Raw genomic sequence first — 26,113 nt, 5'->3', positions numbered from 1 at the left:
CCCCAGCCCGCCCACGAGTCACCGCCCGGCATCCGCCCAGCTCAGGCCGATTGTCAGTGGCCGGGTGCACGATGGATCCATGGTCAGCTCCGCACACCGAGCCCTGGACGGCTTCTCCCCCGCGACCCGCGGCTGGTTCACGGGTGCCTTCTCCGCGCCCACCGCCGCCCAGGCGGGCGCGTGGCAGGCCATCTCCGAGGGCTCGGACGTGCTGGTGGTCGCCCCGACCGGCTCCGGCAAGACGCTGGCCGCCTTCCTCGCCGCCCTGGACCAGCTCGCCTCGACGCCCCCGCCCGCCGACCCCAAGAAGCGTTGCCGCGTCCTGTACGTCTCCCCGCTCAAGGCCCTCGCCGTCGACGTCGAGCGCAATCTCCGCAGCCCGCTGACCGGCATCCGCCAGGAATCCGTACGCCTCGGCCTGCCCGAACCCGAGGTCAAGGTCGGCATCCGTTCCGGTGACACCCCGCCCGCCGAGCGGCGGGCCCTGTCCACCCGCCCGCCGGACATCCTGATCACCACTCCGGAGTCCCTCTTCCTGATGCTGACGTCGGCCACGCGCGACGCGCTGACCGGCATCGAGACGGTGATCCTGGACGAGGTGCACGCGGTCGCGGGCACCAAGCGCGGCGCCCACCTCGCGCTCACCCTGGAGCGGCTGGACGAGCTGCTCCCGAAGCCGGCCCGCCGCATCGGCCTCTCGGCGACGGTCCGCCCGGTGGACGAGGTCGCGCGGTTCCTCGCACCGCGCGGGAGGGTGGAGATCGTCCAGCCGGACTCGGGCAAGGAGTTCGACCTGTCCGTCGTCGTCCCGGTGGAGGACCTGGGCGAGCTGGGCGGCTCCCCCGTCGCGGACGGCAACGAGGGCGCGGAGCGCCCGTCGATCTGGCCGCACGTCGAAGAGCGGATCACCGATCTCGTCCAGTCGCACCGCTCCACGATCGTCTTCGCCAACTCCCGGCGTCTGGCCGAGCGCCTGTGCAACAGGCTCAACGAGATCGCGTACGAGCGGGCGACCGGTGAGCCCCTGGGCGAGCACCACTCCCCCGCCGAACTCATGGGCGGCTCGGGGGCCGCCCAGGGCGCCCCGCCGGTGATCGCCCGCGCCCACCACGGATCGGTCTCCAAGGAGCAGCGATCCCTCGTCGAGGAGGACCTCAAGGCGGGCCGCCTGCCCGCGGTGGTCGCCACTTCCAGCCTCGAACTGGGCATCGACATGGGCGCCGTCGACCTCGTCGTCCAGGTCGAGTCACCGCCCTCCGTGGCCTCCGGCCTCCAGCGCGTCGGCCGAGCGGGCCACCAGGTCGGCGCCGTCTCCACGGGCGTGGTCTTCCCCAAGTACCGCGGCGACCTGGTGCAGGCCGCCGTGGTCACCGAGCGGATGCGCAGCGGTGCCATCGAGGCGCTCAGGGTCCCCGCGAATCCGCTGGACGTCCTGGCCCAGCAGCTCGTGGCGATGACGGCGCTGGACACCTGGCAGGTCGACGACCTGCTCGCCACCGTCCGCCGCGCCGCGCCCTTCGCCTCTCTGCCGGAGTCCGCCTTCACGGCCGTCCTGGACATGCTCGCGGGCCGCTACCCGTCCGACGCGTTCGCCGAGCTGCGCCCGCGCGTGGTGTGGGACCGGGTCGCCGGCACGGTCACCGGCCGCCCGGGGGCGCAGCGCCTCGCGGTCACCTCGGGCGGCACGATCCCCGACCGGGGGCTCTTCGGGGTCTTCCTCGCCGGTGCCGATCCGAAAAAGGGGGGCGGCCGGGTCGGCGAGCTCGACGAGGAGATGGTTTACGAGTCACGCGTCGGGGACGTCTTCACGCTCGGCACCAGTTCCTGGCGGATCGAGGACATCACACGCGACCGGGTCCTGGTCTCACCCGCGCCGGGCGTGCCGGGACGGCTGCCGTTCTGGAAGGGCGACCAGCTGGGACGCCCTCTGGAACTGGGCCGCGCGCTGGGCGCGTTCCTGCGCGAGGTCGGCGCCCTCACCAAGGAGGACGCCCGGCTGCGTCTGGCCACCGCGGGGCTGGACGCCTGGGCCGCGGACAACGTCCTGGCGTACCTCGACGAACAGCGCGAGGCCTGCGGCCACGTCCCCGACGACCGCACCATCGTCGTGGAACGCTTCCGGGACGAGCTCGGCGACTGGCGGGTCGTGATCCACTCCCCCTTCGGCGCCCAGGTCCACGCCCCCTGGGCCCTCGCGCTCGGCGCCCGCCTGTCCGAGCGGTACGGCATGGACGCCCAGGTCATGCACGCCGACGACGGCATCGTGCTGCGCCTGCCCGACGCCGACCTGATGGGCCTCGACCTGTTCGACCAGGAGCCGGCCAAGCCAGGACTGGAGTACGACGCCGAGCAGGCGCCCGTCGGCGCGGCCGACGTCGCCTTCGACAAGGGCGAGGTCGACCGGGTCGTCACCGACCAGGTGGGCGGCTCGGCCCTGTTCGCGTCCCGCTTCCGCGAGTGCGCCGCCCGCGCGCTGCTGCTGCCGCGCCGCAGCCCCGGCAAGCGGACCCCGCTGTGGCAGCAGCGCCAGCGCGCCGCGCAGCTGCTGGAGGTGGCGAGCGAGTACGGATCGTTCCCGATCGTCCTGGAAGCGGTCCGCGAGTGCCTCCAGGACGTCTTCGACGTGCCCGGCCTGGTCGAGCTGATGGGCGACCTGGAAGCCCGCAAGGTGCGCCTTGTCGAGGTCACCACCCCGGAGCCGTCCCCGTTCGCCCGCTCCCTGCTCTTCGGATACGTCGCCCAGTTCCTCTACGAGGGTGACTCGCCTCTCGCCGAGCGCCGCGCCGCCGCCCTGTCCCTGGACTCGCGGCTGCTGGCCGAACTGCTGGGTCAGGCGGAGCTGCGCGAGCTGCTCGACGCGGAGGTGCTCACCGAGCTGGAGCGCGAGCTGCAGTGGCTCACCGAGGACCGCCGCATCAAGGACCCGGAGGGCGTCGCGGACAGGCTGCGGCTGCTCGGCCCGCTCACCGACGCCGAGCTGGCCGAGCGGGGCGCCGAGCCGCACTGGGCCCAGGAGCTGGCCGCCGCCCGCCGCGCGATCAGGGTGCGTATCGCCGGCGCCGACCACTGGGCCGCGATCGAGGACGCGGGCCGGCTGCGCGACGCGCTCGGCACAGCGCTGCCCGTGGGCGTGCCCGAGGCCTTCACCGAGCCGGTCAAGGACCCCCTCGGTGACCTCATCGCCCGCCACGCCCGTACCCACGGCCCGTTCACGTCGGTCACCGCGGCGGCCCGCTTCGGTCTGGGCGTCGCGGTCACCGAGGGCGCCCTGCAGCGGCTCGCGGCGGCGGGCCGGGTCGTGCAGGGCGAGTTCCATCCGGCCGGGATCGGTCAGGAGTGGTGCGACGCGACGGTGCTGCGCCGACTGCGCCGCCGTTCCCTGGCCGCGCTGCGGCACGAACTGGAGCCGGTACCGCCGGCCGCGCTCGGCCAGTTCCTCCCCCAGTGGCAGCACATCGGCAAGGGGCACGCGCTGCGGGGCATCGACGGGCTGGTCCGCGCCGTCGAGCAGTTGCAGGGCGCCTCCGTCCCGGCCTCCGCCCTGGAGAAACTGGTCCTGCCCTCCCGGGTGGCGAACTACCACCCGGCAATGCTGGACGAGCTCACGGCCGCCGGTGAGGTGGTGTGGGCGGGGGCCGGCTCGCTCCCCGGGAAGGACGGCTGGGTCTCCCTCTATCTGGCGGACGCGGCCCCGCTGCTCCTGCCGCACCCGCACCCCCTGGAGCCGACCGCCCTCCACCAGTCCGTGCTCGACATCCTCTCCGGCGGCTACGGCCTGTTCTTCCGGCAGATCGCCGACCAGGTCCGCGCCACCACCCACCCGGACGTCACCGATCCTCAGCTCGCCGACGCCCTGTGGGACCTGGCCTGGTCCGGACGGCTGACGAACGACACGCTCGCGCCCCTGCGCTCCCTGCTGGGCTCCGGCCGCACCGCGGGCTCCACCGCACACCGCGCCAAGCGCGCCGTGCCACGCGGACGTTACGGCTCGCTGACGGCCGCCGCCCGTCCCGCGTCCCGCACCGGCCCGCCGACTGTCGCGGGCCGCTGGTCGCTGCTCCCGGCCCGCGAGGGTGACAGCACGGTGCGTGCCCACGCCCTGGCCCGCACCCTCCTGGACCGGCACGGCGTGGTGACCCGTGGCGCCGTCGCCGCCGAGGGCGTCGAAGGCGGCTTCTCGGCGGTGTACCGCATCCTGGCCGCCTTCGAGGAGAGCGGTCAGGCCCGGCGCGGCTATGTCGTGGAGGGGCTCGGCGCGGCGCAGTTCGCCATGGAGGGCGCCGTGGACCGGTTGCGCGCCGTCTCGAACGCCCGGGAGCGCGGCGAGGGCCCGCCCGGCCGGCCGGAGTTCACCGGCGCCGGCCCCCACAACCACGCCTCACCCGACGGCACCGACGGCACCGACGGCCCGGAGGATCCCGTCTCCGGCGACTCACCCTTCGCCGGCTTCGCGGCCAGCGGCCACGAGAACACCGGTGCCCCGGACCGACCCGGCGACGCCTTCGCGGCATCCCGGCACTTTCCGCCTTCCCAGGATGCCTACGTCTCCCCCCGCGACCATGCGGAACCGGGCGCCGGCGGCCCACGCGGCGGCGGCGCACAGGACGGCTTCGGCGGCCCACGCGGCGGCTTCGGCGGCCCACGCGGCGGCGGCCTCGGTGGCCCGCGCGACTCGTACGACACCGGATTCCCCACCCGCCACGGCCGGCCCTCCGCCGCCCCACGGGCCGTCGTCCTGGCCGCCGCCGACCCGGCGAACGCGTACGGCGCGGCCCTCACCTGGCCCGATCCCCCGGCCGGTGCCACGCACAAGCCGGGCCGCAAGGCAGGCTCCCTGGTGGTGCTCGTGGAGGGCGAGCCGACGCTCTACATGGAGCGCGGCGGCAAGACGCTCCTGCTGTGGCCCTCCGCGCCGGACGGTCCACCCACCGAGGACACCCATCTGCGAGCCGCCACGGAGGCCCTCGCCTCGGCCGCCCTCGCCGGTTCGCTCGGCACGGTCACGGTGGAGCGCGTCAACGGCACGGCGGCTCTGACGTCCCCCTTCGGTCCCCTGCTGGAGGAGGCGGGGTTCATCGCCACCCCACGCGGCCTGCGCATCAGAGCCTGAGCCTGGCACCCTTGTCCCATGCCCGAAGGAGACACGGTCTGGCAGGCCGCACGAAGGCTGCACGACGCCCTCGCGGGCGAAGTGCTGACCCGAAGCGACTTCCGCGTGCCCCGGCACGCCACGGCCGACCTCACCGGCCGTACGGTCCTGGACGTCACCCCACGCGGCAAGCACCTGCTCACCCGCGTCGAGGGCGGCCTGACGGTGCACTCGCACCTGCGGATGGACGGCTCCTGGAAGGTGTTCGCGGCCGGTCAGCGCTGGAGCGGCGGCCCCGCGCACCAGATCCGGGTGATCCTCGGCACCGCCGACCGCACGGCAGTCGGCTACCGCCTCCCGGTGCTGGAAATCCTCCGCACCGCCGACGAGGAGCGCGCCGTCGGCCACCTCGGCCCGGACCTGCTGGGCCCGGACTGGGACCCCGGACAGGCCCTGGCCAACCTGCGCGCGGAGCCCGCCCGCCTGCTCGGCGAGGCCCTGCTCGACCAGCGCAATCTGGCGGGTATCGGCAACGTCTACAAGTGCGAGCTCTGCTTCCTGCTCGGCGTGACTCCCTGGCTCCCCGTAGGGGACCTGCCCGCCGCGCACGCCGTGAAGCTGACCGCGCTCGCGAAGAAGCTCCTGGAGGCCAACCGCGACCGCCCGGTCCGCCGTACGACGGGCCTGCGGGGCCAGGACCTGTTCGTGTACGGCCGAGCGCCCCGCCCCTGCCTGCGCTGCGGCACATCGGTGCGCGTGGCGAACCAGGGCGACGGCTCCCGAGAGCGCCCCACGTACTGGTGCCCGACCTGCCAGACCGGTCCCTCACCGCGCCCGGACGGCCCTGCCGCTACCGGGCCGCGGCGCGGGACCGGGTGACTCAGCCGGCGAGCAGGCCGTCCATCTGACCGACCGCCTCCCGCAGTCCCTCCTCCATGCCCATCTTCATGAGCTGGTCCATCTGCTCCCGGGTGTCGAAGGCCGAGCGCATCTCCATGCGAGTGCCGCCGTCTCGCTCGGTGAGCGTCACCCGGGTCGTCGTCGTCGGCATGCCGGCGCTCCGCACGCCGTCCGCGTCGGCGAATCCGTCGGTGAACTCGAGGGACGTGGGCTCGGTGACGGAGGTGATCCGCCACCACCCGCGGTGCTTGTCACCCTCGGGTCCGGTCATGAAGTACGTGACGTCTCCGCCAGGGGTCAGGTCGTACTCCTCCACCGTCGCCGGGTAGGTCGGCGGGCCCCACCAGCGCTCCAGTTGCCTCGGGTCGGACCACAGCTGCCACACCCGTTCGACGGGGGCGGCGAAGTCGGCGGTCAGGGTGAGGGTCAGGTTGTCGAGATCCTTGTCAAGGCTGGTGACACTCATCGGTTCTGTCCTTCCGTCGGGTGGTGTGCCTCGGGTTCCGCGTCCTGGGCGAGCATCTGGGACATGCGCTCCACCCGGCCGCGCCAGGCCGTCTCCAGTTCGTCCAGTGCCTGCCGGGCCCGGTTCACGGCGTCGGGCTCGGTACGCACGAGTTGCTCCCGCCCGCGGCGCTGCTTGACCACGAGGCCGGCCCGCTCCAGTACCGCGACGTGCTTCTGCACCGCGGCGAAGCTCATCGGATAGGCCTCGGCCAGTCGCGACACCGACACGTCGTCCCGTAGGCAGCGACGCAGGATGTCGCGGCGCGTCATGTCGGCGAGGGCGTGGAACAAGCGGTTCACACCTTCCTCGGCTCTTTCGATTCCTTCGGGCACCCCATCTACAACCATTTGGTTGTACGTTAGTCGAGTCACGTCCCCCTGTAAAGCGCCGGGCGTCGACGGTCACCGTCACGGCCCGTCCACACCGGACGGGCTGCCGGACCCCACCTCCGATCCGGACCCCGCCTCCGCCCCGGGCCGCCCCGAGGGCGAGGCGCCCGAGGCCGTGCGCAGGGCGCGTCTCCACCGCCCCGCCTCCAAGGCACCCACGGCCCGGCGTCTGGGCACACAGTGCACCGGCAGCACGCTCAGTCCCCAGCCGCCGGCCGCGACCGCCCCTTCGAGCACCCCGGCGCGGGGCTCGAGCGCCAGACGCAGCACGGCCCACCACCACAACGCACCCAGCCCCAGCGCGGCCGCCCGGCGAGCAGTCCGCGCGGACGTCATAACCGGGTCATCCGTTTCCGGCCTGGAACATCCAGTGCTGCTTCTCCAGGTCGGCCGTGACCTGAATGAAGAGGTCCTGGCTCACGGGATCCGGATCCCCGGTCGCCGCGATACGCTCCCGCATCCGCCCGATCACCGCGCCCAGCGCGTCCACGATCGTCTGTACGGCCGCGGTGTCGTCGACCCACCCTTCCGGGGTCACACCGATGCCGCTGCCGACGGCCACCGTCGCGGCACGCCCGTCCGGGGACACACCGAGCGCCGAGGCGCGCTCCGCCACGGTGTCGGAGTGCGTGCGCGCGGTGCCGACCAGTTCGTCGAGTTGGAGGTGTACGGAGCGGAACCGCGGACCGACCACGTTCCAGTGGATCTGCTTCGCCACCAGGGACAGGTCCACCAGGTCGACGAGGGCGCCTTGCAGCGCCTCGGACACCGTCTTCAGGTTCGCATCGGACAACGGGCTCTTCACGACGTACATCCGCGCCTCCGTCGGTCGGCCCCCCGGCCATGTCCCTCCACGATGACCGCACCACCGGGGACCGGCAAACCGGGCGAGTGCTGAGGCCCAGGCACGCAAAAACCCCGACCGCACCTCTCCGGTCTCCCGGAAAGACCCCGGCCGGGGCCTCACACGCACACGTTCTCAGCGCTCAGGCGGCGACGACGTCCACTGCCTCGGCGGGCGCCTTGATGGTCACCCGTTCCGGTGGCACACCGGTCACCGACACGGAACCCAGCATTGGGCGCACCGGCGCGGGCACGGTCTCGCTGGGCGTGGCCGCAGCGGACTGGGCCAGCTCGGCGAGGGCCAGTTCGTCGCTCACTTCTCGCATGAGCTCGGACATCCGTACGTCCAGCGCGTCGCAGATGGCGGAGAGCAGCTCGGAAGAAGCCTCCTTCTGCCCCCGCTCCACCTCGGAGAGATAGCCGAGTGAGACTCGGGCGGACGAGGAGACTTCGCGCAGAGTACGGCCCTGGCGCTGGCGCTGCCGACGCAGCACGTCACCCAGCAGGCGACGGAGCAGAATCATCGGTGGCTCCCTCCTCGGACCGTGTAACCGCATCCTTCACGCCCCACCGTACCGCCTCGCGCCGCGGCCGTGCGGGGAGCGATGTCGTGTTCACTCAGGGCTGCAAACATCAAAACCCCCCGTTCCGTTCCGTATCCTGTGCCCGCTCATTCCCGGTCTGTTCGCCCGCAAGCTCCCTCAAAAGGAGTGCGAGTACGCTCCGTACACTCTCCATACGAATTTCCGCGCGATCGCCGTTCAACCGCAGCGCCTCCACTTTTCCGCCAGAGGCGGAACCGTCGTCTGCTCCGAAGGGCCCGTCGACAGCCACGAAGACCGTGCCCACCGGCTGTCCGTCCTGCGGATCCGGGCCGGCGACGCCCGTCGTCGCGATACCCCAGTCGGCACCCAGCGCCTCGCGTACGCCTGCCGCCATCTCGGCGGCGACCTGCGGATCCACCGCTCCACGAGCCGCGAGCACCGTTGCGTCGACGCCGAGCAGTTCCCGCTTCAGCTCTGTCGCATAGGCGGTCACGGACCCTCGGAACGCCTTGGACGCTCCGGGGACCGCCGTGATCTCGGCCGCCACCATTCCACCGGTCAGCGACTCGGCGACCGCGAGGGTCTCGCCCTTCACGGTGAGTAGTCGCACCACGTCGGCGGCCGTGGAACTCAAGCTTCCGTCTCCTTCAACGCCGCTGTGCGCTCGGCGATTCCCTGACGGCGCAGCACGATGGCCTGCTTCACATAGTCGAGTCCGGTCGCCACCGTCAGGACGACCGCCGCCGCCATCACCCAGAACCTCAGGGTGGCCAGGGGACCCGTCAGCGCCAGGACGTACATGCCGACGGCGATGCCCTGGGTGAGGGTCTTGAGCTTGCCCCCGCGGCTCGCGGGGATGACGCCGTACCGGATGACCACGAAACGCAGCACGGTGATCCCCAGTTCCCGGCCGAGGATGACGGCCGTCACCCACCACGGCAGGTCGCCCAGCGCGGACAGACAGATGAGCGCCGCCCCCATGATCGCCTTGTCGGCGATGGGGTCGGCGATCTTCCCGAAGTCGGTGACGAGGTTGTAGGTGCGCGCCAGGTGACCGTCGAAGAGATCGGTGATCATGGCGACGGCGAAGGCCGCCCAGGCGAACGACCGCCAGGCCGGGTCGTACCCGCCGTTGCCCAGCATCAGCGCGACGAAGGCCGGCACCAGGAGCAGCCGGAGCATGGTCAGCAGATTGGCGACGTTCCAGACGCTCGCCTGGTTGACGGCGGCGGCCGCGATCTTGCCGCCGCGCCCGGCCGCACCACCCTCGGTGGCACCTCGTTCCGCCGCGCCCCGTTCCACGGCGCCTCCCGGAGTCGTACGCTCCGCCGGTTCCTGCGCGGCGCCCGAGGCGCCACGCGGGCCGACCCTGCGCGCGCCGGAGGAGCCGCCCGCGGCGGACGCCGGGACTCCGGTCATCTGCCGGCCTCCTCACTCCACTCGGGCGAGCCCGGCAGCGGTTCGGCCACCAGGTCGACACCCTCCGTACCGACCACCTTCGCCTCGACCATACGACCGACACTCAGGCCTTCGCCGCTCGTGAGCAGCACCTGGCCGTCCGTCTCCGGCGCCTGGTGCTCCGCGCGGCCGCGCACGCCGTCCCCCTCGTCCGCGGACTCCACGGACTCGACGAGCACGCGCACGGTCGCGCCGACCCGCTCCTCGGCCCGCTGCGAGACGAGTTCCTCGGCCAGGCGGGACACACGTGCCAGCCGGTCGGCGACGACGTCCTCGTCCAGCTTGTCGCCGTAGGTCGCCGCCTCGGTGCCCTCCTCGTCGGAGTAACCGAAGACGCCGATGGCGTCCAGCCGCGCGTGGTTCAGGAACCGCTCCAGCTCGGCGAGGTCGGAGGCGCTCTCGCCGGGGAAGCCCACGATGAAGTTGGAGCGCACGCCGGCCTCGGGGGCCTTGCTCCGGATGGTGTCCAGCAGTTCCAGGAAGCGGTCGGTGTCGCCGAAGCGGCGCATTGCTCGGAGCACGTTCGGCGCGGAGTGCTGGAAGGAGAGGTCGAAGTAGGGCACGACCTTCGGGGTGGAGGTCAGTACGTCGATGAGGCCGGGGCGCATCTCGGCCGGCTGGAGGTAGCTGACGCGCACGCGCTCGATGCCGTCGACGTCGGCGAGGTTCGGCAGCAGCGACTCCAGCAGGCGGATGTCGCCGAGGTCCTTGCCGTAGGAGGTGTTGTTCTCGGAGACCAGCATGATCTCCTTGACGCCCTGCTCGGCCAGCCACCGCGTCTCGTTCAGCACGTCGCTCGGGCGGCGCGAGATGAAGGAGCCGCGGAAGGACGGGATGGCGCAGAAGGAGCAGCGCCGGTCGCAGCCGGAGGCCAGCTTCACCGAGGCGACCGGGGAGCCGTCCAGGCGGCGGCGCAGCGGCGCGCGGGGCCCGGAGGCGGGGGCGACGCCGTCGGGGAGGTCGGTCGGACCGTGCCCCGGCAGGGCGACGGAGGCACCGGCCTCCTGGCGCTCGGCGGGGCTGATCGGCAGCAGCTTGCGACGGTCGCGCGGGGTGTGGGCGGCGTGGATGCCGCCGTTCAGGATGGTCTGCAGGCGGTCGGAGATGTCGGTGTAGTCGTCGAAGCCGAGTACACCGTCGGCCTCGGGAAGGGCCTCGGCGAGCTCCTTGCCGTACCGCTCGGCCATGCAGCCCACCGCCACCACGGCCTGCGTTCTGCCGTGGCCCTTGAGGTCGTTGGCCTCCAGGAGGGCGTCGACGGAGTCCTTCTTGGCGGCCTCGACGAAGCCGCAGGTGTTCACGACGGCGACGTCCGCTTCCTCGGCGTCGTCGACGAGCTTCCAGCCGTCCGCCTCCAGACGGCCTGCGAGCTCCTCCGAGTCCACCTCGTTACGGGCGCAGCCAAGGGTGACGAGTGCGACGGTACGGCTTTCAGGCATGGGCTCAAGACTACTTCGTCCCGCCGACAGCCCACGTCGACGGGGTTGCCCGATCTTGGACAACCCCGTCCGCGCCGGTGCGTTTCGCGCCCCTATCCGACCTCCGGGTCGCCCTTCGTGTACGTCAGGCGTTCCACGGAGCCCGGCTGGAAGTCGTCCTCGATCTTCTTGCCGTTGACATACAGCTGGATGGCGCCGGCGTCGCCGAGGACGAGGTTGATCTTCTCGTTGTCCTGGAAGGTTTCGGAGTCGCCCTGCTTGAGCAGGCCGTCGAAGAGCAGCCGGCCGTTGTGGTCCTTCGCGGAGATCCAGCTGCGACCGTCGTCGGCGCTGACCTTGACCGTCACCTTGTCCTGCGGAGCGGCGGCGATGGCGCTGTCGGTCGGGTCCGGCTTCGGGTCGGCCGGCTTGTTCGGCTTGGCGCTCGGCGAGGCCGACTCGCCGGCCGTCGGCTGGGAGCCCTCGGCGACGCTCGCCTCGGAGCCGCCGTCGTCGCCGCCCTTGACGAACGTGAAGCCGACGAAGCCGATCACCGCGACGATCGCGGCGACCATGGCGGCGGTCCAGTTGGGTCCGCGCCGCTCGGGACGGATACGTTCCGCCTCGAACAGGGGTGCGGCGGAGGTCGGCGCCGGGCGTCCGCCGTGCTCGGCGTCGAACTGTGCGAGCAGTTCGGCCGGGTCGAGCCCGACGGCCTTGGCCAGGGTCCGGATGTGACCGCGCGCGTAGACGTCACCGCCGCAGGGCGTGAAGTCGTCCGCCTCGATGGCGTGCACGATGGCGATCCGGACGCGGGTGGCGATGCTGATGTCGTCGACGGTCAACCCGGCCGCGATCCGCGCCTGGTGCAGGGCGCGGCCGACGGAGGGGCGGGCCTCCGCGGAAAGGTCTTCGGGAACGTCGTGGGACACGTCTTCGATCGGACGCTCGTCTTCAGGGGAGTTGCCGTTGGACACGGGGGCGCCTTTCGAGCGTATGGCCGCCTGCGCTGGACGTTCAGTCTAGGGGGGGTACAAACCGGTGGGGCAACCGGACGGTCGTACTTTGTACGCCATCGGAATGACCCCGCGTCCCGATGGTGGATCACCTGTTTGTCGTTTCCCTCAACTTGACGTACGCCGTGGGAGAACGGTTGCTCAATGATCCCTAACGGGTGAGTCACGATGGGCCGCCCGGCCACCGTGCCCCCCGTCGGGGAACCCACGCGTACCCTTCCCTACCCTTCAGACTCCCCCCGGATCAGCGCGAGCACGCCGTCCAGTTCGTCAGGCTTCACGAGAACGTCACGAGCCTTCGAGCCTTCGCTCGGCCCGACGATGCTGCGCGACTCCATCAGGTCCATCAGCCGCCCGGCCTTGGCGAAGCCGACGCGCAGCTTGCGCTGCAGCATGGAGGTCGACCCGAACTGCGTGGAGACGACCAGTTCGGCCGCCTGGCACAGCAGGTCGAGGTCGTCGCCGATGTCCTCGTCGATCTCCTTCTTCTGCTTGGTCCCGACGGTGACGTCGTCCCGGAAGACGGGCGCCATCTGATCCTTGCAGTGCTGGACGACGACCGCGACCTCTTCCTCGGTCACGAACGCGCCCTGCATACGGGTCGGTTTGTTCGCGCCCATCGGCAGGAAGAGGCCGTCGCCCTTGCCGATCAGCTTCTCGGCACCGGGCTGGTCGAGGATGACCCGCGAGTCGGCCAGGGAGGAGGTGGCGAAGGCCAGCCGGGAGGGCACGTTGGCCTTGATCAGGCCGGTGACGACGTCCACTGACGGCCGCTGGGTGGCGAGCACCAGGTGGATGCCGGCCGCGCGCGCGAGCTGCGTGATCCGCACGATGGCGTCCTCGACGTCGCGGGGCGCCACCATCATCAGGTCGGCCAGCTCGTCCACGATCACCAGCAGGTACGGGTACGGCTGGAGCTCGCGCTCGCTGCCCTCGGGCGGCTTGACCTTGCCCTCGCGCACCGCGCGGTTGAAGTCGTCGATGTGCCGGTAGCCGTAGGCGGCGAGGTCGTCGTAGCGGAGGTCCATCTCCCTCACGACCCACTGGAGGGCCTCCGCGGCCCGCTTCGGGTTGGTGATGATCGGCGTGATCAGGTGCGGGATGCCCTCGTACGCGGTCAGCTCGACGCGCTTGGGGTCGACCAGGATCATCCGGACGTCCTCCGGGGTCGCCCGCATCATGATCGAGGTGATCAGGCAGTTGATGCAGGACGACTTGCCGGAGCCGGTGGCACCGGCGACCAGCATGTGCGGCATCTTCGCCAGCGAGTGCATGACGTAGCCGCCCTCGACGTCCTTGCCGAAGGCGACCAGCATCGGGTCGTCGTCCTCGGCGGACTCCGCGAGGCGCAGCACGTCGCCGAGGTTGACCATCTCCCGGTCGGTGTTGGGGATCTCGATGCCGACCGCGGATTTGCCGGGGATCGGGCTGATGATCCGCACGTCGGGGCTGGCGACGGCGTACGCGATGTTCTTGGCCAGCGCGGTGATCCGCTCGACCTTCACGGCGGGCCCGAGCTCGACCTCGTACCGTGTGACCGTCGGTCCGCGGGTGAAACCGGTGACGGCGGCGTCGACCTTGAACTCGGTGAAGACGGTGGTCAGCGAGGCGACTATGGCGTCGTTGGCGGCGCTGCGCGCCTTGCCGGGGCCGCCGCGGGTGAGCATGTCGAGGGCCGGCAGGGAGTAGGTGATGTCGCCGGAGAGCTGGAGCTGCTCGGCGCGCGGCGGCAGGTCCCGTTCCTTGGGGGGCGGCGTCTTGGTGAGGTCGGCGACCACCCCCGTGCCCTTGCCGGGATCGCCCTGGTGAGCCTTGTCCTGCTTGAGCTTGCCCGGCTGCGGGCGCGCGGCCGGCAGGGGCGTGGGAGTGGGCGTCGTCGACTCGCGGCCCCCCGTCGTCACGCCCTGGGTGAGGTCGGCGACCAGGGGCGAGGGCGGCATCCCGTGCAGCACGGCGCCGTCGAGCGCGGCGGCGGCCGCGGCGGCGACGTCCACGGCGTCCATCGGCCGGTTCGCCTCGGGCTGCGGCGCGGTGGAACGCCGGGGCCTGCCGCGACGCCGGGTGAGCGCCTCCTGCTCGGCCGCGTCGGGGTCGTACGGCTCCGACGCCGGTCCCCCGCGTCTGCGGGGCTTCGCGGGCAGCGCCTCGCGCCACTGCTCCTCGTAGCGCTCGTCGTCGTCGCCGAACGCGTCGGCCTCCGCCTCCGGATCGCGGACGAGGCCGAGCCGCACGCCGAGCAGTCGCAGCCGCTGCGGAACGGCGTTGACCGGCGTGGCCGTGACGACCAGCAGCCCGAAGACGGTGAGCAGCACGAGCAGGGGCACGGCCAGGACGTCGGTCATCGTGTACGACAGAGGGGTCGCCGCGCCCCAGCCGATGAGGCCGCCTGCGTCCCTTATGGCGTGCATGCCGTCGCTGCGGGCCGGTGAGCCGCAGGCGATGTGCACCTGGCCGAGGACGCCGATGACGAGCGCGGACAGGCCGATCACGATCCGGCCGTTGGCCTCGGGTTTCTCAGGGTGCCGGATCAGGCGCACGGCGACGGCGCCGAGCAGTACCGGCACCAGCAGGTCCAGCCGGCCGAAGGCACCGGTCACCAGGATCTCGACGAGGTCGCCGACGGGGCCCTTGAGGTCGGCCCAGGTACCCGCCGCGACGATCAGCGCGACGCCGAGCAGCAGCAGCGCTACGCCGTCCTTGCGGTGCGCCGGGTCGAGGTTCTTCGCCCCCGCCCCTATGCCGCGGAAGACGGCGCCGACGGCGTGTGCGACGCCCAGCCAGAGGGCGCGTACGAGCCGGTAGACGCCACCGGTCGGGCTGGGCGCCGGCCCCGGCGCGGGCTTCTTCGCCGCGGCCTTCTTGGCGGGCGCCTTCTTCGCGGGTGCCTTTCTCGCAGCGGCCTTCTTCGCCGGAGCCTTCGTGGGAGCGGCCGCCTTCTTCGCGGGCTGCTTCTTGGCTGCGGAGGGACGTGAGGCCATAGGTGTGAGGTTACCGGGGGAGACGGCGGTCGACACGTGTGCCTACCGCTTCACCCGTTCGTGTCGCCCGCGGGCGAGACCGGAACTGACGCCTCCGGTACAGCTGCTGACATGCCTTCACGGGCCGGTCTCGCCGGTTTTCCCGGCCCGGCCCGTCGACGGACCTCAGTTGACCGCGGTCTGGTCTCCGGACGAGCCCGGCTCGAGGGCGTCCAGCGCCCGCCGCAGTCCCGTGAGCTTGCGCTCCAGATGCGCCGCCGTCGCCACCGCCGCCGCGTCCGTCGACTCGTCGCCGAGCTGCTTGGAGAGCGCCTCTGCCTGCTCCTCGACGGCCGCCAGCCGCGCCGACAGTTCGGCGAGCAGCCCCGCGGGCTCCTTGGCCTCACCGCCCGCGGCCTTGCCGCCGCCCTCCAACTGGAGCCGCAGCAGCGCCGCCTGCTCGCGCAGCTGGCAGTTCTTCATGTACAGCTCGACGAAGACGGAGACCTTCGCGCGCAGCACCCACGGGTCGAACGGCTTGGAGATGTAGTCCACCGCGCCCGCCGCGTACCCGCGGAAGGTGTGGTGCGGGCCGTGGTTGATCGCGGTGAGGAAGATGATCGGGATGTCCCGGGTCCGCTCCCGTCGCTTGATGTGCGCGGCGGTCTCGAAACCGTCCATGCCCGGCATCTGCACGTCCAGCAGAATGACCGCGAAGTCGTCCGTGAGCAGTGCTTTGAGCGCTTCCTCCCCGGACGATGCCCGCACCAGCGTCTGATCGAGCGCCGAGAGGATCGCCTCCAGCGCCAGCAGATTCTCCGGCCGGTCATCGACCAGGAGGATCTTGGCCTTCTGCACCATGGCCCGCCCTCCTCGCCCCGGCGTGGGGCCTCCCCTGTCCGCAGGACTTGGGACGGCACCGGCGGGCGCCGCCCCAGGGGACGACTCCCTTGCGCCGCCCGTCCTTGTGCCGGTCATCGTAGCCGCACCCCGCCTGTCGCCACACCCTGTCACCGCGATGTCACTGTGCACGTAGCAGAAACGCGGCGGGGGACCAGAAGGTTCCCCGAATCCCGTACTTCTACACGACTCCGGGCACACTGAGTCAGCAACTCGCGTGAAGACCGAAGGTCCCCGCCGCTCATGCGCACCCCACGTTCGCACACTGCCCCGACGCGCCGCGCGGCCGGTGCCCGTACGTACCACGAAGTGCGTGCCCCGATGCACCACGGACGCCGTGCCCGACCGTACCGCGAGCGGGCCGACCGGAGGTGCCGTCCGGACCCGCTCCTCACTCCTCCCGCATCCACTGCTGCATCACCGTCAGCAGGTGATCGGGGTCGACCGGCTTCGTCACGTAGTCGGAGGCGCCCGACTCGATGGCCTTCTCCCGGTCGCCCTTCATCGCCTTCGCGGTCAGCGCGATGATCGGGAGACCGGCGAACTGGGGCATCCGACGGATCGCCGTGGTCGTCGCGTAACCGTCCATCTCGGGCATCATGATGTCCATCAGAACGACCGCCACGTCCTCGTGCTGCTCCAGGACCTCGATGCCCTCGCGTCCGTTCTCGGCGTACAGCACGGACAGGCCGTGCTGCTCCAGGACACTGGTGAGCGCGAAGACGTTGCGGATGTCGTCGTCGACGATCAGCACCTTCTGCCCGCCGAACCGGATCCCCCGGTTCGGCTGCGGCGCCGACTCCTGCCCGGAGGCCGGCTGCTGCTCCTGCGCCGAGGGCCGGCCCTCGGTCTCCGGAACCGCCCTGCGGCGGCGCCGGAAGAGCGCCGCCGCACCGTTCCGCGCGTCGTGGTACGACGTCGCCTCGGCCGGCGTTTCGGCCTGCGTCCCCGGCAGCTCGGGCATGGCGCCCGGAGAGGTGAGCTGCCCGCCGGGCTCCAGCGTCGGAAGGGGCTGCTGGTAACCGTGCGCGGGCAGCTCGCTCGGGTGCAGCGGCAGGTAGAGCGTGAACGTCGACCCACGGCCCGGCTCGCTCTGCGCGTGGATCTCACCGCCCAGCAGCTGCGCGATCTCCCGCGAGATGGACAGCCCCAGTCCCGTACCGCCGTACTTGCGGCTGGTGGTGCCGTCGGCCTGCTTGAACGCCTCGAAGATCACCCGCATCTTGCTGGCCGCGATCCCGATCCCGGTGTCGCTCACGGAGAACGCGATCAGCTCCGCGTCCGGGTCGCTCATCGAGCCGGCCTCCAGCAACTGCTCCCGGATGGCCTGCGGAACCTCGTCCCGGGCCGGCCGGATGACCAGCTCGACCGCTCCCGAGTCGGTGAACTTCACCGCGTTGGACAGCAGGTTGCGCAGCACCTGGAGCAACCTCTGCTCGTCGGTGTGCAGCGTGGCGGGCAGCTCCGGCGACACCCGCACCGACAGGTCGAGACCCTTCTCCGCGGTCAGCGGCCGGAAGGTGGCCTCCACGTAGTCGACCAGCTGGACGAGCGCGATGCGCGTCGGCGAGACGTCCATCTTGCCCGCCTCGACCTTCGACAGGTCGAGGATGTCGTTGATGAGTTGGAGCAGGTCGGAGCCCGCGCCGTGGATCGTCTCGGCGAACTCGACCTGCTTCGGGGACAGGTTCGCGTCGGCGTTGTCGGCGAGCAGTTTGGCCAGGATCAGCAGCGAGTTGAGCGGCGTACGCAGTTCGTGCGACATGTTGGCCAGGAACTCGCTCTTGTAGCGCATGGAGACCGCGAGCTGCTCGGCACGCTCCTCCAGGACCTGCCGCGCCTCCTCGATCTCGGTGTTCTTCACCTCGATGTCGCGGTTCTGCTGTGCCAGCAGCTCGGCTTTCTCCTCCAGTTCGGCGTTGGACGACTGGAGGGCCTTCTGTCGCTGCTCCAACTCCTCGGACCGGTCCCGCAGTTGCTCGGTCAGCTCCTGCGACTGCTTCAGCAGCACCTCCGTCTTGGTGTTGACGGAGATGGTGTTGACGCTCGTCGCGATCATCTCGGCGATCTGGTTGAGGAAGTCCTTCTGGATCTTCGTGAACGGCGTGAAGGACGCCAGCTCGATGACGCCGAGCACCTGCCCCTCGAACAGCACCGGCAGGACGATCACCTGGGCGGGCGGGGCCTCCCCGAGCCCGGAGGAGATCTTCAGGTAGCCGCTCGGCGCGTTCTCCACGAGGATCGTGCGCTTCTCCTCGGCAGCCGTGCCGACCAGCGCCTCTCCCGGCCTGAACGAGGTGGGCATGGAGCCCATCGAGTAGCCGTACGACCCGAGCATGCGCAGCTCGTACTGGTCGCTCTGGGCGCCGGCCTGCTCCTGGCCGTCGACGTGCGGCATGGCGAGGAAGAACGCCCCGTGCTGCGCGGAGACCACGGGGGTGAGCTCGCTCATGATCAGCGAGGCCACGTCCTGGAGATCGCGGCGGCCCTGCATCAGCCCCGAGATCCGGGCCAGATTGCCCTTGAGCCAGTCCTGTTCCTTGTTGGCGATCGTGGTGTCGCGCAGGTTGGCGATCATCTTGTTGATGTAGTCCTGGAGCTCGGAGATCTCCCCGGAGGCATCCACGTCGATCTTCAGGTTCAGGTCGCCGCGCGTCACCGCGGTCGCCACGCGCGCGATGGCACGCACCTGCCGGGTGAGGTTCCCGGCCATCTCGTTCACGGACTCGGTCAGGTCCCGCCAGGTGCCGTCGACGTCACGCACGCGTGCCTGACCGCCGAGCTGTCCCTCCGTGCCCACCTCGCGGGCCACGCGGGTGACCTCCTCGGCGAACGAGGACAGCTGGTCGACCATCGTGTTGATGGTCGTCTTCAGTTCGAGGATCTCCCCGCGCGCGTCGATGTCGATCTTCTTGGTGAGGTCGCCCTTGGCGATGGCCGTGGTGACCATCGCGATGTTGCGCACCTGACCGGTCAGGTTGGACGCCATCTGGTTCACCGACTCGGTGAGGTCCTTCCAGGTGCCGGCCACCCCCGGCACCTGCGCCTGGCCGCCGAGGATGCCGTCGGTGCCCACCTCGCGGGCCACCTTGGTCACCTGGTCGGCGAAGGACCGCAGCGTCCGCACCATGGTGTTGAAGGTGTCGGCGAGCTGCGCGACCTCGCCGCGCGCCTCGATCGTCACCGTCCGGGTCAGGTCGCCGTTGGCGACGGCCGCGGCCACCTGGGAGATGTTCCGCACCTGGACCGTGAGGTTCTTGGCCATCAGGTTGACGTTGTCGTTGAGGTCCTTCCAGATACCCACGACGCCGGGCACGCTCGCCTGGCCGCCCAGGATGCCCTCGGTGCCCACCTCGCGCGCCACGCGCGTGACCTGCTCGGCGAAGGACGACAACTGGTCGACCATCGTGTTGACGGTGGTGACGAGCTCGAGGATCTCGCCCTTGGCGTCGACGGTGATCTTCTTCGACAGGTCGCCCTTGGCCACGGCGGTCGTGACCTCGGCGATGTTGCGGACCTGCATGGTCAGGTTGTTGGCCATGCCGTTCACGGACTGCGTGAGGTCCTTCCAGGTACCGGAGACGCCCTGCACCTCCGCCTGGCCGCCGAGGATGCCCTCGGTGCCCACCTCACGGGCCACCCGGGTGACCTCCTGGGCGAACGACGACAGCTGGTCCACCATCGTGTTCAGGGTGTTCTTCAGCTCCAGGATCTCCCCGCGCGCGTCCACGGTGATCTTCTGGGACAGGTCACCGCGGGCCACGGCCGTCGCGACCTGGGCGATGTTGCGCACCTGCGCGGTCAGGTTCCCGGCCATGCCGTTCACCGAGTCGGTCAGGTCGCGCCACACGCCGGCGACCCCGGGCACCTGCGCCTGACCGCCGAGGCGGCCCTCGGTGCCCACCTCGCGGGCGACCCGGGTGACCTGCTCGGCGAAGGCGGAGAGCTGGTCGACCATCGTGTTGATGGTGTTCTTCAGCTCCAGGATCTCCCCGCGCGCGTCGACGTCGATCTTCTGCGACAGGTCGCCCCGCGCCACGGCCGTCGTCACCTGGGCGATCTGCCGCACCTGAGAGGTCAGGTTGCCCGCCATGAAGTTGACGGAGTCCGTCAGCTCCTTCCAGGTCCCCGACACCCCGTCGACACGGGCCTGTCCACCGAGACGGCCCTCCGTGCCCACGTCCCGGGCCATCCGGGTCACCTGGTCGGCGAAGCTCGACAGCTGGTCCACCATCGTGTTGACGGTGTTCTTCAGCTGGAGCATCTCGCCGGAGACGTCCACGGTGACCTTCTGCGACAGGTCGCCGTTGGCCACCGCCGTCGTCACCTGGGCGATGTTGCGCACCTGGCCGGTGAGGTTGCGGAACGCGGTGTTCACGGAGTCCGTGAGGTCCTTCCACGTCCCCGCCGCGCCCGGCACCTGCGCCTGACCGCCCAGCTCGCCCTCGACACCGACCTCGCGGGCCACCCGGGTGACCTCGGCACCGAAGCTCGACAGCTGGTCCACCATCGTGTTGACGGTGTTCTTCAGCTCCAGCATCTCACCGGCCACGTCCACGGTGACCTTCTGCGACAGGTCACCGCTGGCCACCGCCGTCGTCACAGCGGCGATGTCACGCACCTGAGTCGTCAGGTTCCGGAAGACGGTGTTGACGGAGTCCGTCAGGTCCTTCCAGATCCCGGCCGCCCCCGGCACGTTCGCCTGCCCGCCGAGCTGCCCCTCGGCACCGACCTCGCTCGCCACCCGCGTGACCTCGTCCGCGAAGATCCGCAGCGTCTCGGTCATCTGGTTGATCGTCTCGGCGAGCTGCGCGACCTCACCCCGGGCCGGCACGGTCACCTTCCGCGACAGGTCACCGTTGGCGACCGCGGTCGTCACCTCCGAGATCCCGCGCACCTGGGCCGTCAGATTCCCTGCCATGGTGTTGACGGAGTCGGTGAGCTCCTTCCACACACCGGCCACGCCCGGCACCTGCGCCTGACCGCCCAGGGCTCCCTCGGTGCCCACTTCCCGGGCGACGCGCGTCACCTCGGACGAGAACGCGGAGAGCTGGTCCACCATCGTGTTGACGGTGTTCTTCAGCTCGAGCATCTCACCGGCCACGTGAACCGTGACCTTCCGGGACAGATCACCCTTGGCCACCGCCGTCGTCACCAGCGCGATGTCCCGCACCTGCGCGGTGAGCCGGTACGCCATGGTGTTGACGGAGTCCGTGAGGTCCTTCCACGAACCGGACATGCCACGCACCCGGGCCTGCCCGCCCAGCTTGCCCTCGGTCCCGACCTCGCTGGCGACCCGGGTGACCTCGTCCGTGAACGTCGACAACTGGTCGACCAGGTTGTTCACCGTCCGCCCGACCTTCAGGAACTCACCACGCAGCGGCTGCCCGGTGCCCTCCGCCGTCTGCGTCCGTAGTTCCATACGCGGCGACAGGTCGCCGTCCGCCACGGCCGACAGCACCCGGCTGACCTCGGAGACCGGCCGTACGAGGTCGTCCACGAGCGCGTTCGAGTTGTCGATCGCGGCAGCCCAGGACCCCTCGCAGGCACCCGTCTCCAGCCGTTCCGTGAGTTTTCCCTCACGCCCGACCATGCGCCGCACCCGGGCCAGCTCACCCGTGAGGTGGAGATTGCGGTCGGCCACCTCGTTGAAGACCGCCGCGATCTCCGACATCACGCCGTCGCCGGACACCGTGAGCCGCTTGCGGAAGTTCCCCTCCCGCATGGACACGAGGGCCGCGAGCAGCCGATTCAGCGCGGCCGTGTCCACCGTCGTACTGCCACCCCGCGTTCTGCCCTGGTTACTCAGGGACTGTCCGCCTTTCGCGCGCGTCTTCGTGGTCCGCGTCGCTGCGCCAGACTCCACTGTGTCCCTCCCGCAGGGGTCGACCGTTACTGCTGTGCCCGGGTCCCACCGCTCGGCGGACCGGTTACTGCCGCGTGTTCCTGTGCTGCCGCGCGATCCGGACCGGCTCGCCGGACCGCTTCCAGGGCTGCTGCCCGCCGCACTCGGTGCGCATTCAGCCTGCCCTGACCTTCGCAGGAAGCTTGCCCAGTGTTTCACCCCGGTCGAACCCGGCCATAACAGTTCGGCAGCTTCGCACATCGTCCGCACACCCTCTGGGCGGAAACACTGCAGACCGGCATCCGAACGGACGGCGAAGGTAAGTAACCTTGCATGCGGCTGTCCAGCCACGCCGGTGTGTCCGGTCTGGGCGGCTGTGGCACGGAGACGAGCGGGCATCGGAGGGGCGGCCGGAATGACCACCGGACTGATCCCGGGGGAGCAGCCCCCGGATCCCGGGCCGACGGGCGGACTGCCGCAGCAGCGGAGTGAGCCGGTCGGCCATGAGGCCGTGCACGGGGAGAGAGGGTCGAGGAGTTCTGTGATCACCGCGCGCGCGGCCGCCAGCTTCGAGCCCGTCGGACGATCGGTGGCGAGCGCCCGGTCCTTCGTCCGGGACACGCTCCAGGGCTGGGGCCATGCCGACATCGTCGACGACGCCGTGGTGCTCACCAGCGAACTGGTGACCAATGCCGTGGTGCACGCCGGCACCACCGCCGACGTCGTCTGCCTGCGCGGCGACGACGGCGTACGGATCGAGGTGGCCGACCACTACCCGGAGCGCGAGGTCCCTCTCCAGGGGTCTCCCGCCCACATGGGCAGCCTCGACCGCGAGGGCGGCCGCGGACTCCAGTTGTGCGCGGCCCTGGCCGACCGCTGGGGCGTCGAGTACACGTCCACGCTGAAGAACGTCTGGTTCCACCTCCATCTTCCGGAGCGTCCGGTCGGCACCCGTGCCGCCGGCCCCTCCCTCCCGGCGGACCTGCTCCCCCTCGCCGACGCCCGCGTCCGCGTCGCCGTCGTCCAGATCGACCGCACCGGCGCCGTCTCGTCCTGGAACGAGGACGCCGAGGAACTCTTCGGGTATCCCGCCGATCAGGTCACCGGCAAGCCGCTGACCGACCTCGCCGCCTGGCCGCACACCCCGGGCACGAGCACCGGGATCGCCGAGGCGCTCCGACTCTCCCGCTGGGAGGGCAGCTACGGCATAAGAGGCGCCAACGGCCGCGTCACACCCGTCTACGCCTCGCACCTCCGGGTCCGGGACGCCGGCGGCGAGCCGTCCACGGTCTGTCTCCTCGTCCGGGACCACGAACGCGCGGTGCTGCAGACGCCGTTGCGCGTACCGTCCGCGGACTCCTCCTCCTCCGAGGGCCAGAGTGCCGATCCTTTCGAGGTGTTCATCGGCTCCCCCGCGCCGGACGACCTCGACGGCCTCCTCCAGCGCACGGTGGAACGCGCCCGCGACATGCTCGACGCCGACGCCGCCTTCCTGCTCCTGGCGACCGACGACGAAACGGAGTTGGAGGTCCGTGCCTCCACCGGCCTGCCCTCCGCCCGCCAGCGCTTCGCCCGCGTCCCGGTCGAGGCCGGTCCCGGCCGCTACGGCTCCGCGCGCATGCCCGCCGTCCACGACGACCTCGCCGCGGTCCCCGGCGCCGTCCCGCTGCTGAACGGCACGGGCATGCGCTCGGTCGTCACCGTCCCCCTCAAGGTCGAGGGCCGTCTCACCGGCTCCCTGGGCGTCGCGGCCGAGTCGGCCGGCCGGTACTCCAACGAGGAGGCGCTGCGCCTCCAGTTCGCCGCCGACCGCATCGCGCTGGCCGTCGAGTCGGCACGCCTGGGCGAGCTGGAGCGGCTGCGCCGCGGCTCCCTCAGCTTCCTCGTCGAGGCTTCCGACCTGCTCGCCGGCACTCTGGACCGCGACCAGACGCTGGCCCTGATGGCACAGATGACCGTGCCGACCCTGGCCACCTGGTGCGCCGTCTACACGATCGCCGACCAGGCGTCGGACCCGTATCTCTCGTACGTCCTGCATGAGGACGAGGAGCTCATCGACGGCATCAAGTCCCTGCTGTCGAAGATCGCCCCGCCCGATCCGGTGCCCACTCCGGGCGCCCGCGTCTGGTCGGCGCCCGGCGAGGTGGCCCATCAGGCGGCTCTGCGCACATCCATGCGCGACCTCGGTCTCAGCGGCGGTCCGACGCACCGGCTCAGCACCGGCATCGGCCCGACCCTGGCCACGGCCTCCGCGGTCGGCGGCGAGACGGTGGTCCTTCCGCTGGTCGCCCGCAACCGCGTCATCGGCATGCTCACGCTCGGCAAGCCCACCGACGAACACTTCCGCCAGGAGATCCTGGAACTCGCCGAGGACCTGTCCCGCAGGGCCGCTCTGGCCCTGGACAACGCCCGCCTGTACTCGGAGCGCACGGCCATCAGCCAGTCCCTCCAGCGCAGCCTCCTGCCCCCGGAGCTGCCTCTGATCGACGGCGTCGAGGTCGAGGTCATCTACCGCGCGGCCGGCGAGGGCAACGAGGTCGGCGGCGACTTCTACGACCTCTTCCCGATCAGTGACGGCGCGTACGGCTTCGCCATCGGCGACGTCTGCGGTACGGGCCCGAACGCGGCGGCCGTCACGGGCCTGGCCCGGCACGCGCTGCGCCTGCTGGCCCGCGAGGGCCTCAGCGGCCCGGCGGTCCTGGAGCGCCTCAACTCGGCCATCCTGGACGAGGGCGCCCGCAGCCGCTTCCTCACGCTGCTGTACGGCGAGATGCGCCCGCAGCCGGACGGCAGCGCGGAGCTGAAGGTGGTCTGCGCCGGGCACCCGCTCCCGCTGCGTCTGCGCCAGGACGGCACGGTCGAACCGGCAGCGGAGCCGCAGCCCCTCCTCGGGGTCATCGAGGACCTTGAGCTGTACGAGCAGACGGTCACCCTCGACCCGGGCGACGTCCTGCTCTGTGTCACGGACGGCGTCACGGAACGCCGTGAGGGCACGCGCATGCTGGGCGACGACGGTCTCGCCGACGTCCTCACCACGTGCACGGGCCTGACGGCCGGCGCGGTGGCGGCCCGCATCATGCGCGCGGTGGAACGCTTCGCGTCGGACGCCCCGTCGGACGACATGGCGATTCTCGCGATGCGTGTCCCGGAGCCGCACACGGATTAGCGCACCGGGCCGGGGATCGGTCCGGGCATGCGAAAGGCCCCGCCCAATCGGGCGGGGCCTTTCCCTGTGGAGCCCCCAAACGGAATCGAACCGTTGACCTTCTCCTTACCATGGAGACGCTCTACCGACTGAGCTATAGGGGCCTGTCGCTTTCGGGGGTTTCCCCGTGGCAACGGAATAGATCATACCCCGAACAGGCCGGTGCTCCCAACCAGGGATTTCAGTACGCGGTCTGGAGGAGTCCGCCGAGAGCGTTGCAGGCGGACACGATCCGCTGCATGTCCCGCTTGGTCAGCGAGGCGTCGACCGGCAGCGCGAGTGTCTCGTCCGCGGCCCGCTCCGTCTCCGGCAGCGACACACACAGCCGGAAGCCGGGCATCCGGTGCACGGGCGTCTTCACCGGCACCCGGCACTCGACTCCCCGTCCACGCACGGCCCGGGCGAACGCGTCACGGTCCGGCCGCCCGTTGCCCGGCACTCGCACCACGTACTGCTGGTAGGTGTGTCCGTGACCCCATTCCGGGATACGAACGCCCCTCAGCCTCCCGTCGAGGTAGGCGGCCCGCTGTCTGCGCTGCGCCATCTCTTCGTACGGCATCTCGGAGTCGCCCTGCTCCAGCACGAGCAGCCCGTGCCGCCGGCCGACATCGTGCAGCGCCCTCATGTCCGCCGGCCTCCCGAACCGGTGGACGGCGACCACGGCCGCACTCCGGGGCGTCAGCGTCGCCTCCGTGGCGGCAGCGTCCAGACAGTACGTCTCCGGGTCGATGTCTGCGAAGACCGGCGACGCGCCGATCAGAGCGACGGCTTCGGCGACTTCCGCGTTGCCGAAGGCAGGTACGACGACCTCGTCACCGACGCCTACGCCGGCGGCCCTGAGCATTGCTGCAGTACCCATACGAGTGATGGTCGTAGCGCAACGTGAACTTGAAGTGACGGGTGACAAAAAAGGGTTGGACCCGGAACCGAAGTTCCGGGTCCAACCCTTTGAATGATTGTTCGGCGGCGTCCTACTCTCCCACAGGGTCCCCCCTGCAGTACCATCGGCGCTGTAAGGCTTAGCTTCCGGGTTCGATATG

16 protein-coding genes, 1 tRNA gene and 1 rRNA gene are annotated in these 26,113 nt (G+C 71.1%); 3 read left to right on the top strand and 15 right to left on the bottom strand.

Annotated elements, in window-relative coordinates:
- The first annotated feature begins 79 nt into the window (after positions 1-79).
- Both ACH4F2_RS26845 and ACH4F2_RS26840 read left to right on the top strand, forming a co-directional pair.
- Positions 80-5,110: an ATP-dependent helicase gene (locus ACH4F2_RS26845; RefSeq protein WP_398135311.1), complete on the top strand. Its 5,031-nt coding sequence runs from the start codon at positions 80-82 to the stop codon at positions 5,108-5,110.
- A gap of 18 nt (positions 5,111-5,128) precedes the next feature.
- The gene (locus tag ACH4F2_RS26840) at positions 5,129-5,968 is read left to right on the top strand and encodes an Fpg/Nei family DNA glycosylase (protein WP_398135310.1); all 840 of its coding nucleotides are present in this window, start codon (positions 5,129-5,131) and stop codon (positions 5,966-5,968) included.
- A gap of 1 nt (position 5,969) precedes the next feature.
- Here ACH4F2_RS26840 and ACH4F2_RS26835 read toward each other — a convergent pair whose 3' ends face one another.
- The 12 genes from ACH4F2_RS26835 to ACH4F2_RS26780 all read right to left on the bottom strand — a co-directional run bounded on the left by ACH4F2_RS26835 (position 5,970) and on the right by ACH4F2_RS26780 (position 21,889).
- The gene (locus ACH4F2_RS26835; RefSeq protein ID WP_398135309.1) at positions 5,970-6,455 is read right to left on the bottom strand and encodes an SRPBCC domain-containing protein; all 486 of its coding nucleotides are present in this window, start codon (positions 6,453-6,455) and stop codon (positions 5,970-5,972) included.
- Entirely contained in the window at positions 6,452-6,844 is a 393-nt protein-coding gene (locus ACH4F2_RS26830; protein WP_398135308.1) for an ArsR/SmtB family transcription factor, read from the bottom strand. The genes ACH4F2_RS26835 and ACH4F2_RS26830 overlap by 4 nt, the downstream gene beginning before the upstream one ends.
- A gap of 60 nt (positions 6,845-6,904) precedes the next feature.
- Positions 6,905-7,222, bottom strand: coding sequence for a hypothetical protein (locus ACH4F2_RS26825; RefSeq protein WP_398135307.1), 318 nt, complete (start codon positions 7,220-7,222; stop codon positions 6,905-6,907).
- Positions 7,223-7,229: 7 nt separating this feature from the next.
- Positions 7,230-7,700, bottom strand: a complete 471-nt coding sequence (locus tag ACH4F2_RS26820; protein WP_398135306.1) for a Dps family protein — start codon at positions 7,698-7,700, stop codon at positions 7,230-7,232.
- A 172-nt stretch (positions 7,701-7,872) separates the two neighbouring features.
- Positions 7,873-8,253: a helix-turn-helix domain-containing protein gene (locus ACH4F2_RS26815; protein WP_007387871.1), complete on the bottom strand. Its 381-nt coding sequence runs from the start codon at positions 8,251-8,253 to the stop codon at positions 7,873-7,875.
- 109 nt (positions 8,254-8,362) lie between these two features.
- Positions 8,363-8,908, bottom strand: a complete 546-nt coding sequence (locus ACH4F2_RS26810) for a CinA family protein (protein WP_398135305.1) — start codon at positions 8,906-8,908, stop codon at positions 8,363-8,365.
- Complete coding sequence (pgsA, locus tag ACH4F2_RS26805) at positions 8,905-9,693, bottom strand: CDP-diacylglycerol--glycerol-3-phosphate 3-phosphatidyltransferase (RefSeq protein WP_398135304.1); 789 nt, start codon at positions 9,691-9,693, stop codon at positions 8,905-8,907. The genes ACH4F2_RS26810 and pgsA overlap by 4 nt, the downstream gene beginning before the upstream one ends.
- Positions 9,690-11,171, bottom strand: a complete 1,482-nt coding sequence (gene rimO, locus ACH4F2_RS26800; protein ID WP_398135303.1) for a 30S ribosomal protein S12 methylthiotransferase RimO — start codon at positions 11,169-11,171, stop codon at positions 9,690-9,692. The genes pgsA and rimO overlap by 4 nt, the downstream gene beginning before the upstream one ends.
- A 92-nt stretch (positions 11,172-11,263) precedes the next feature.
- Entirely contained in the window at positions 11,264-12,127 is an 864-nt protein-coding gene (locus ACH4F2_RS26795; protein ID WP_398135302.1) for a helix-turn-helix domain-containing protein, read from the bottom strand.
- Positions 12,128-12,387: 260 nt separating this feature from the next.
- The gene (locus tag ACH4F2_RS26790) at positions 12,388-15,144 is read right to left on the bottom strand and encodes a DNA translocase FtsK (protein ID WP_398135301.1); all 2,757 of its coding nucleotides are present in this window, start codon (positions 15,142-15,144) and stop codon (positions 12,388-12,390) included.
- Positions 15,145-15,309: 165 nt separating this feature from the next.
- Positions 15,310-15,984 carry a two-component system response regulator gene (locus tag ACH4F2_RS26785; protein ID WP_398135300.1) on the bottom strand — a complete coding sequence of 225 codons (675 nt, stop codon included), beginning with the start codon at positions 15,982-15,984 and terminating at the stop codon, positions 15,310-15,312.
- 430 nt (positions 15,985-16,414) lie between these two features.
- Positions 16,415-21,889, bottom strand: coding sequence for a HAMP domain-containing protein (locus tag ACH4F2_RS26780; RefSeq protein WP_398135299.1), 5,475 nt, complete (start codon positions 21,887-21,889; stop codon positions 16,415-16,417).
- Positions 21,890-22,283: 394 nt separating this feature from the next.
- Between ACH4F2_RS26780 and ACH4F2_RS26775 the strand changes: the two genes are divergently transcribed.
- Positions 22,284-25,034: a SpoIIE family protein phosphatase gene (locus ACH4F2_RS26775; RefSeq protein ID WP_398135298.1), complete on the top strand. Its 2,751-nt coding sequence runs from the start codon at positions 22,284-22,286 to the stop codon at positions 25,032-25,034.
- A 67-nt stretch (positions 25,035-25,101) separates the two neighbouring features.
- Here the strand turns inward: ACH4F2_RS26775 and ACH4F2_RS26770 are convergent.
- The 3 genes from ACH4F2_RS26770 to rrf all read right to left on the bottom strand — a co-directional run.
- Positions 25,102-25,177, bottom strand: a tRNA-Thr gene (locus tag ACH4F2_RS26770).
- A 77-nt stretch (positions 25,178-25,254) separates the two neighbouring features.
- A complete protein-coding gene (locus ACH4F2_RS26765; protein WP_398135297.1) occupies positions 25,255-25,932 on the bottom strand; it encodes a DegT/DnrJ/EryC1/StrS family aminotransferase in 678 nt (225 codons plus the stop codon).
- A gap of 99 nt (positions 25,933-26,031) precedes the next feature.
- Positions 26,032-26,113 (bottom strand): 5S ribosomal RNA (gene rrf, locus ACH4F2_RS26760); the annotation flags it as partial.

The sequence above is a fragment of the Streptomyces sp. NPDC017890 genome, assembly GCF_044328675.1.
Lineage (GTDB): Bacteria > Actinomycetota > Actinomycetes > Streptomycetales > Streptomycetaceae > Streptomyces.
The sequence above is the reverse complement of the archived record's forward strand: the minus strand, read 5'-3'. Positions and strand labels throughout refer to the sequence as shown.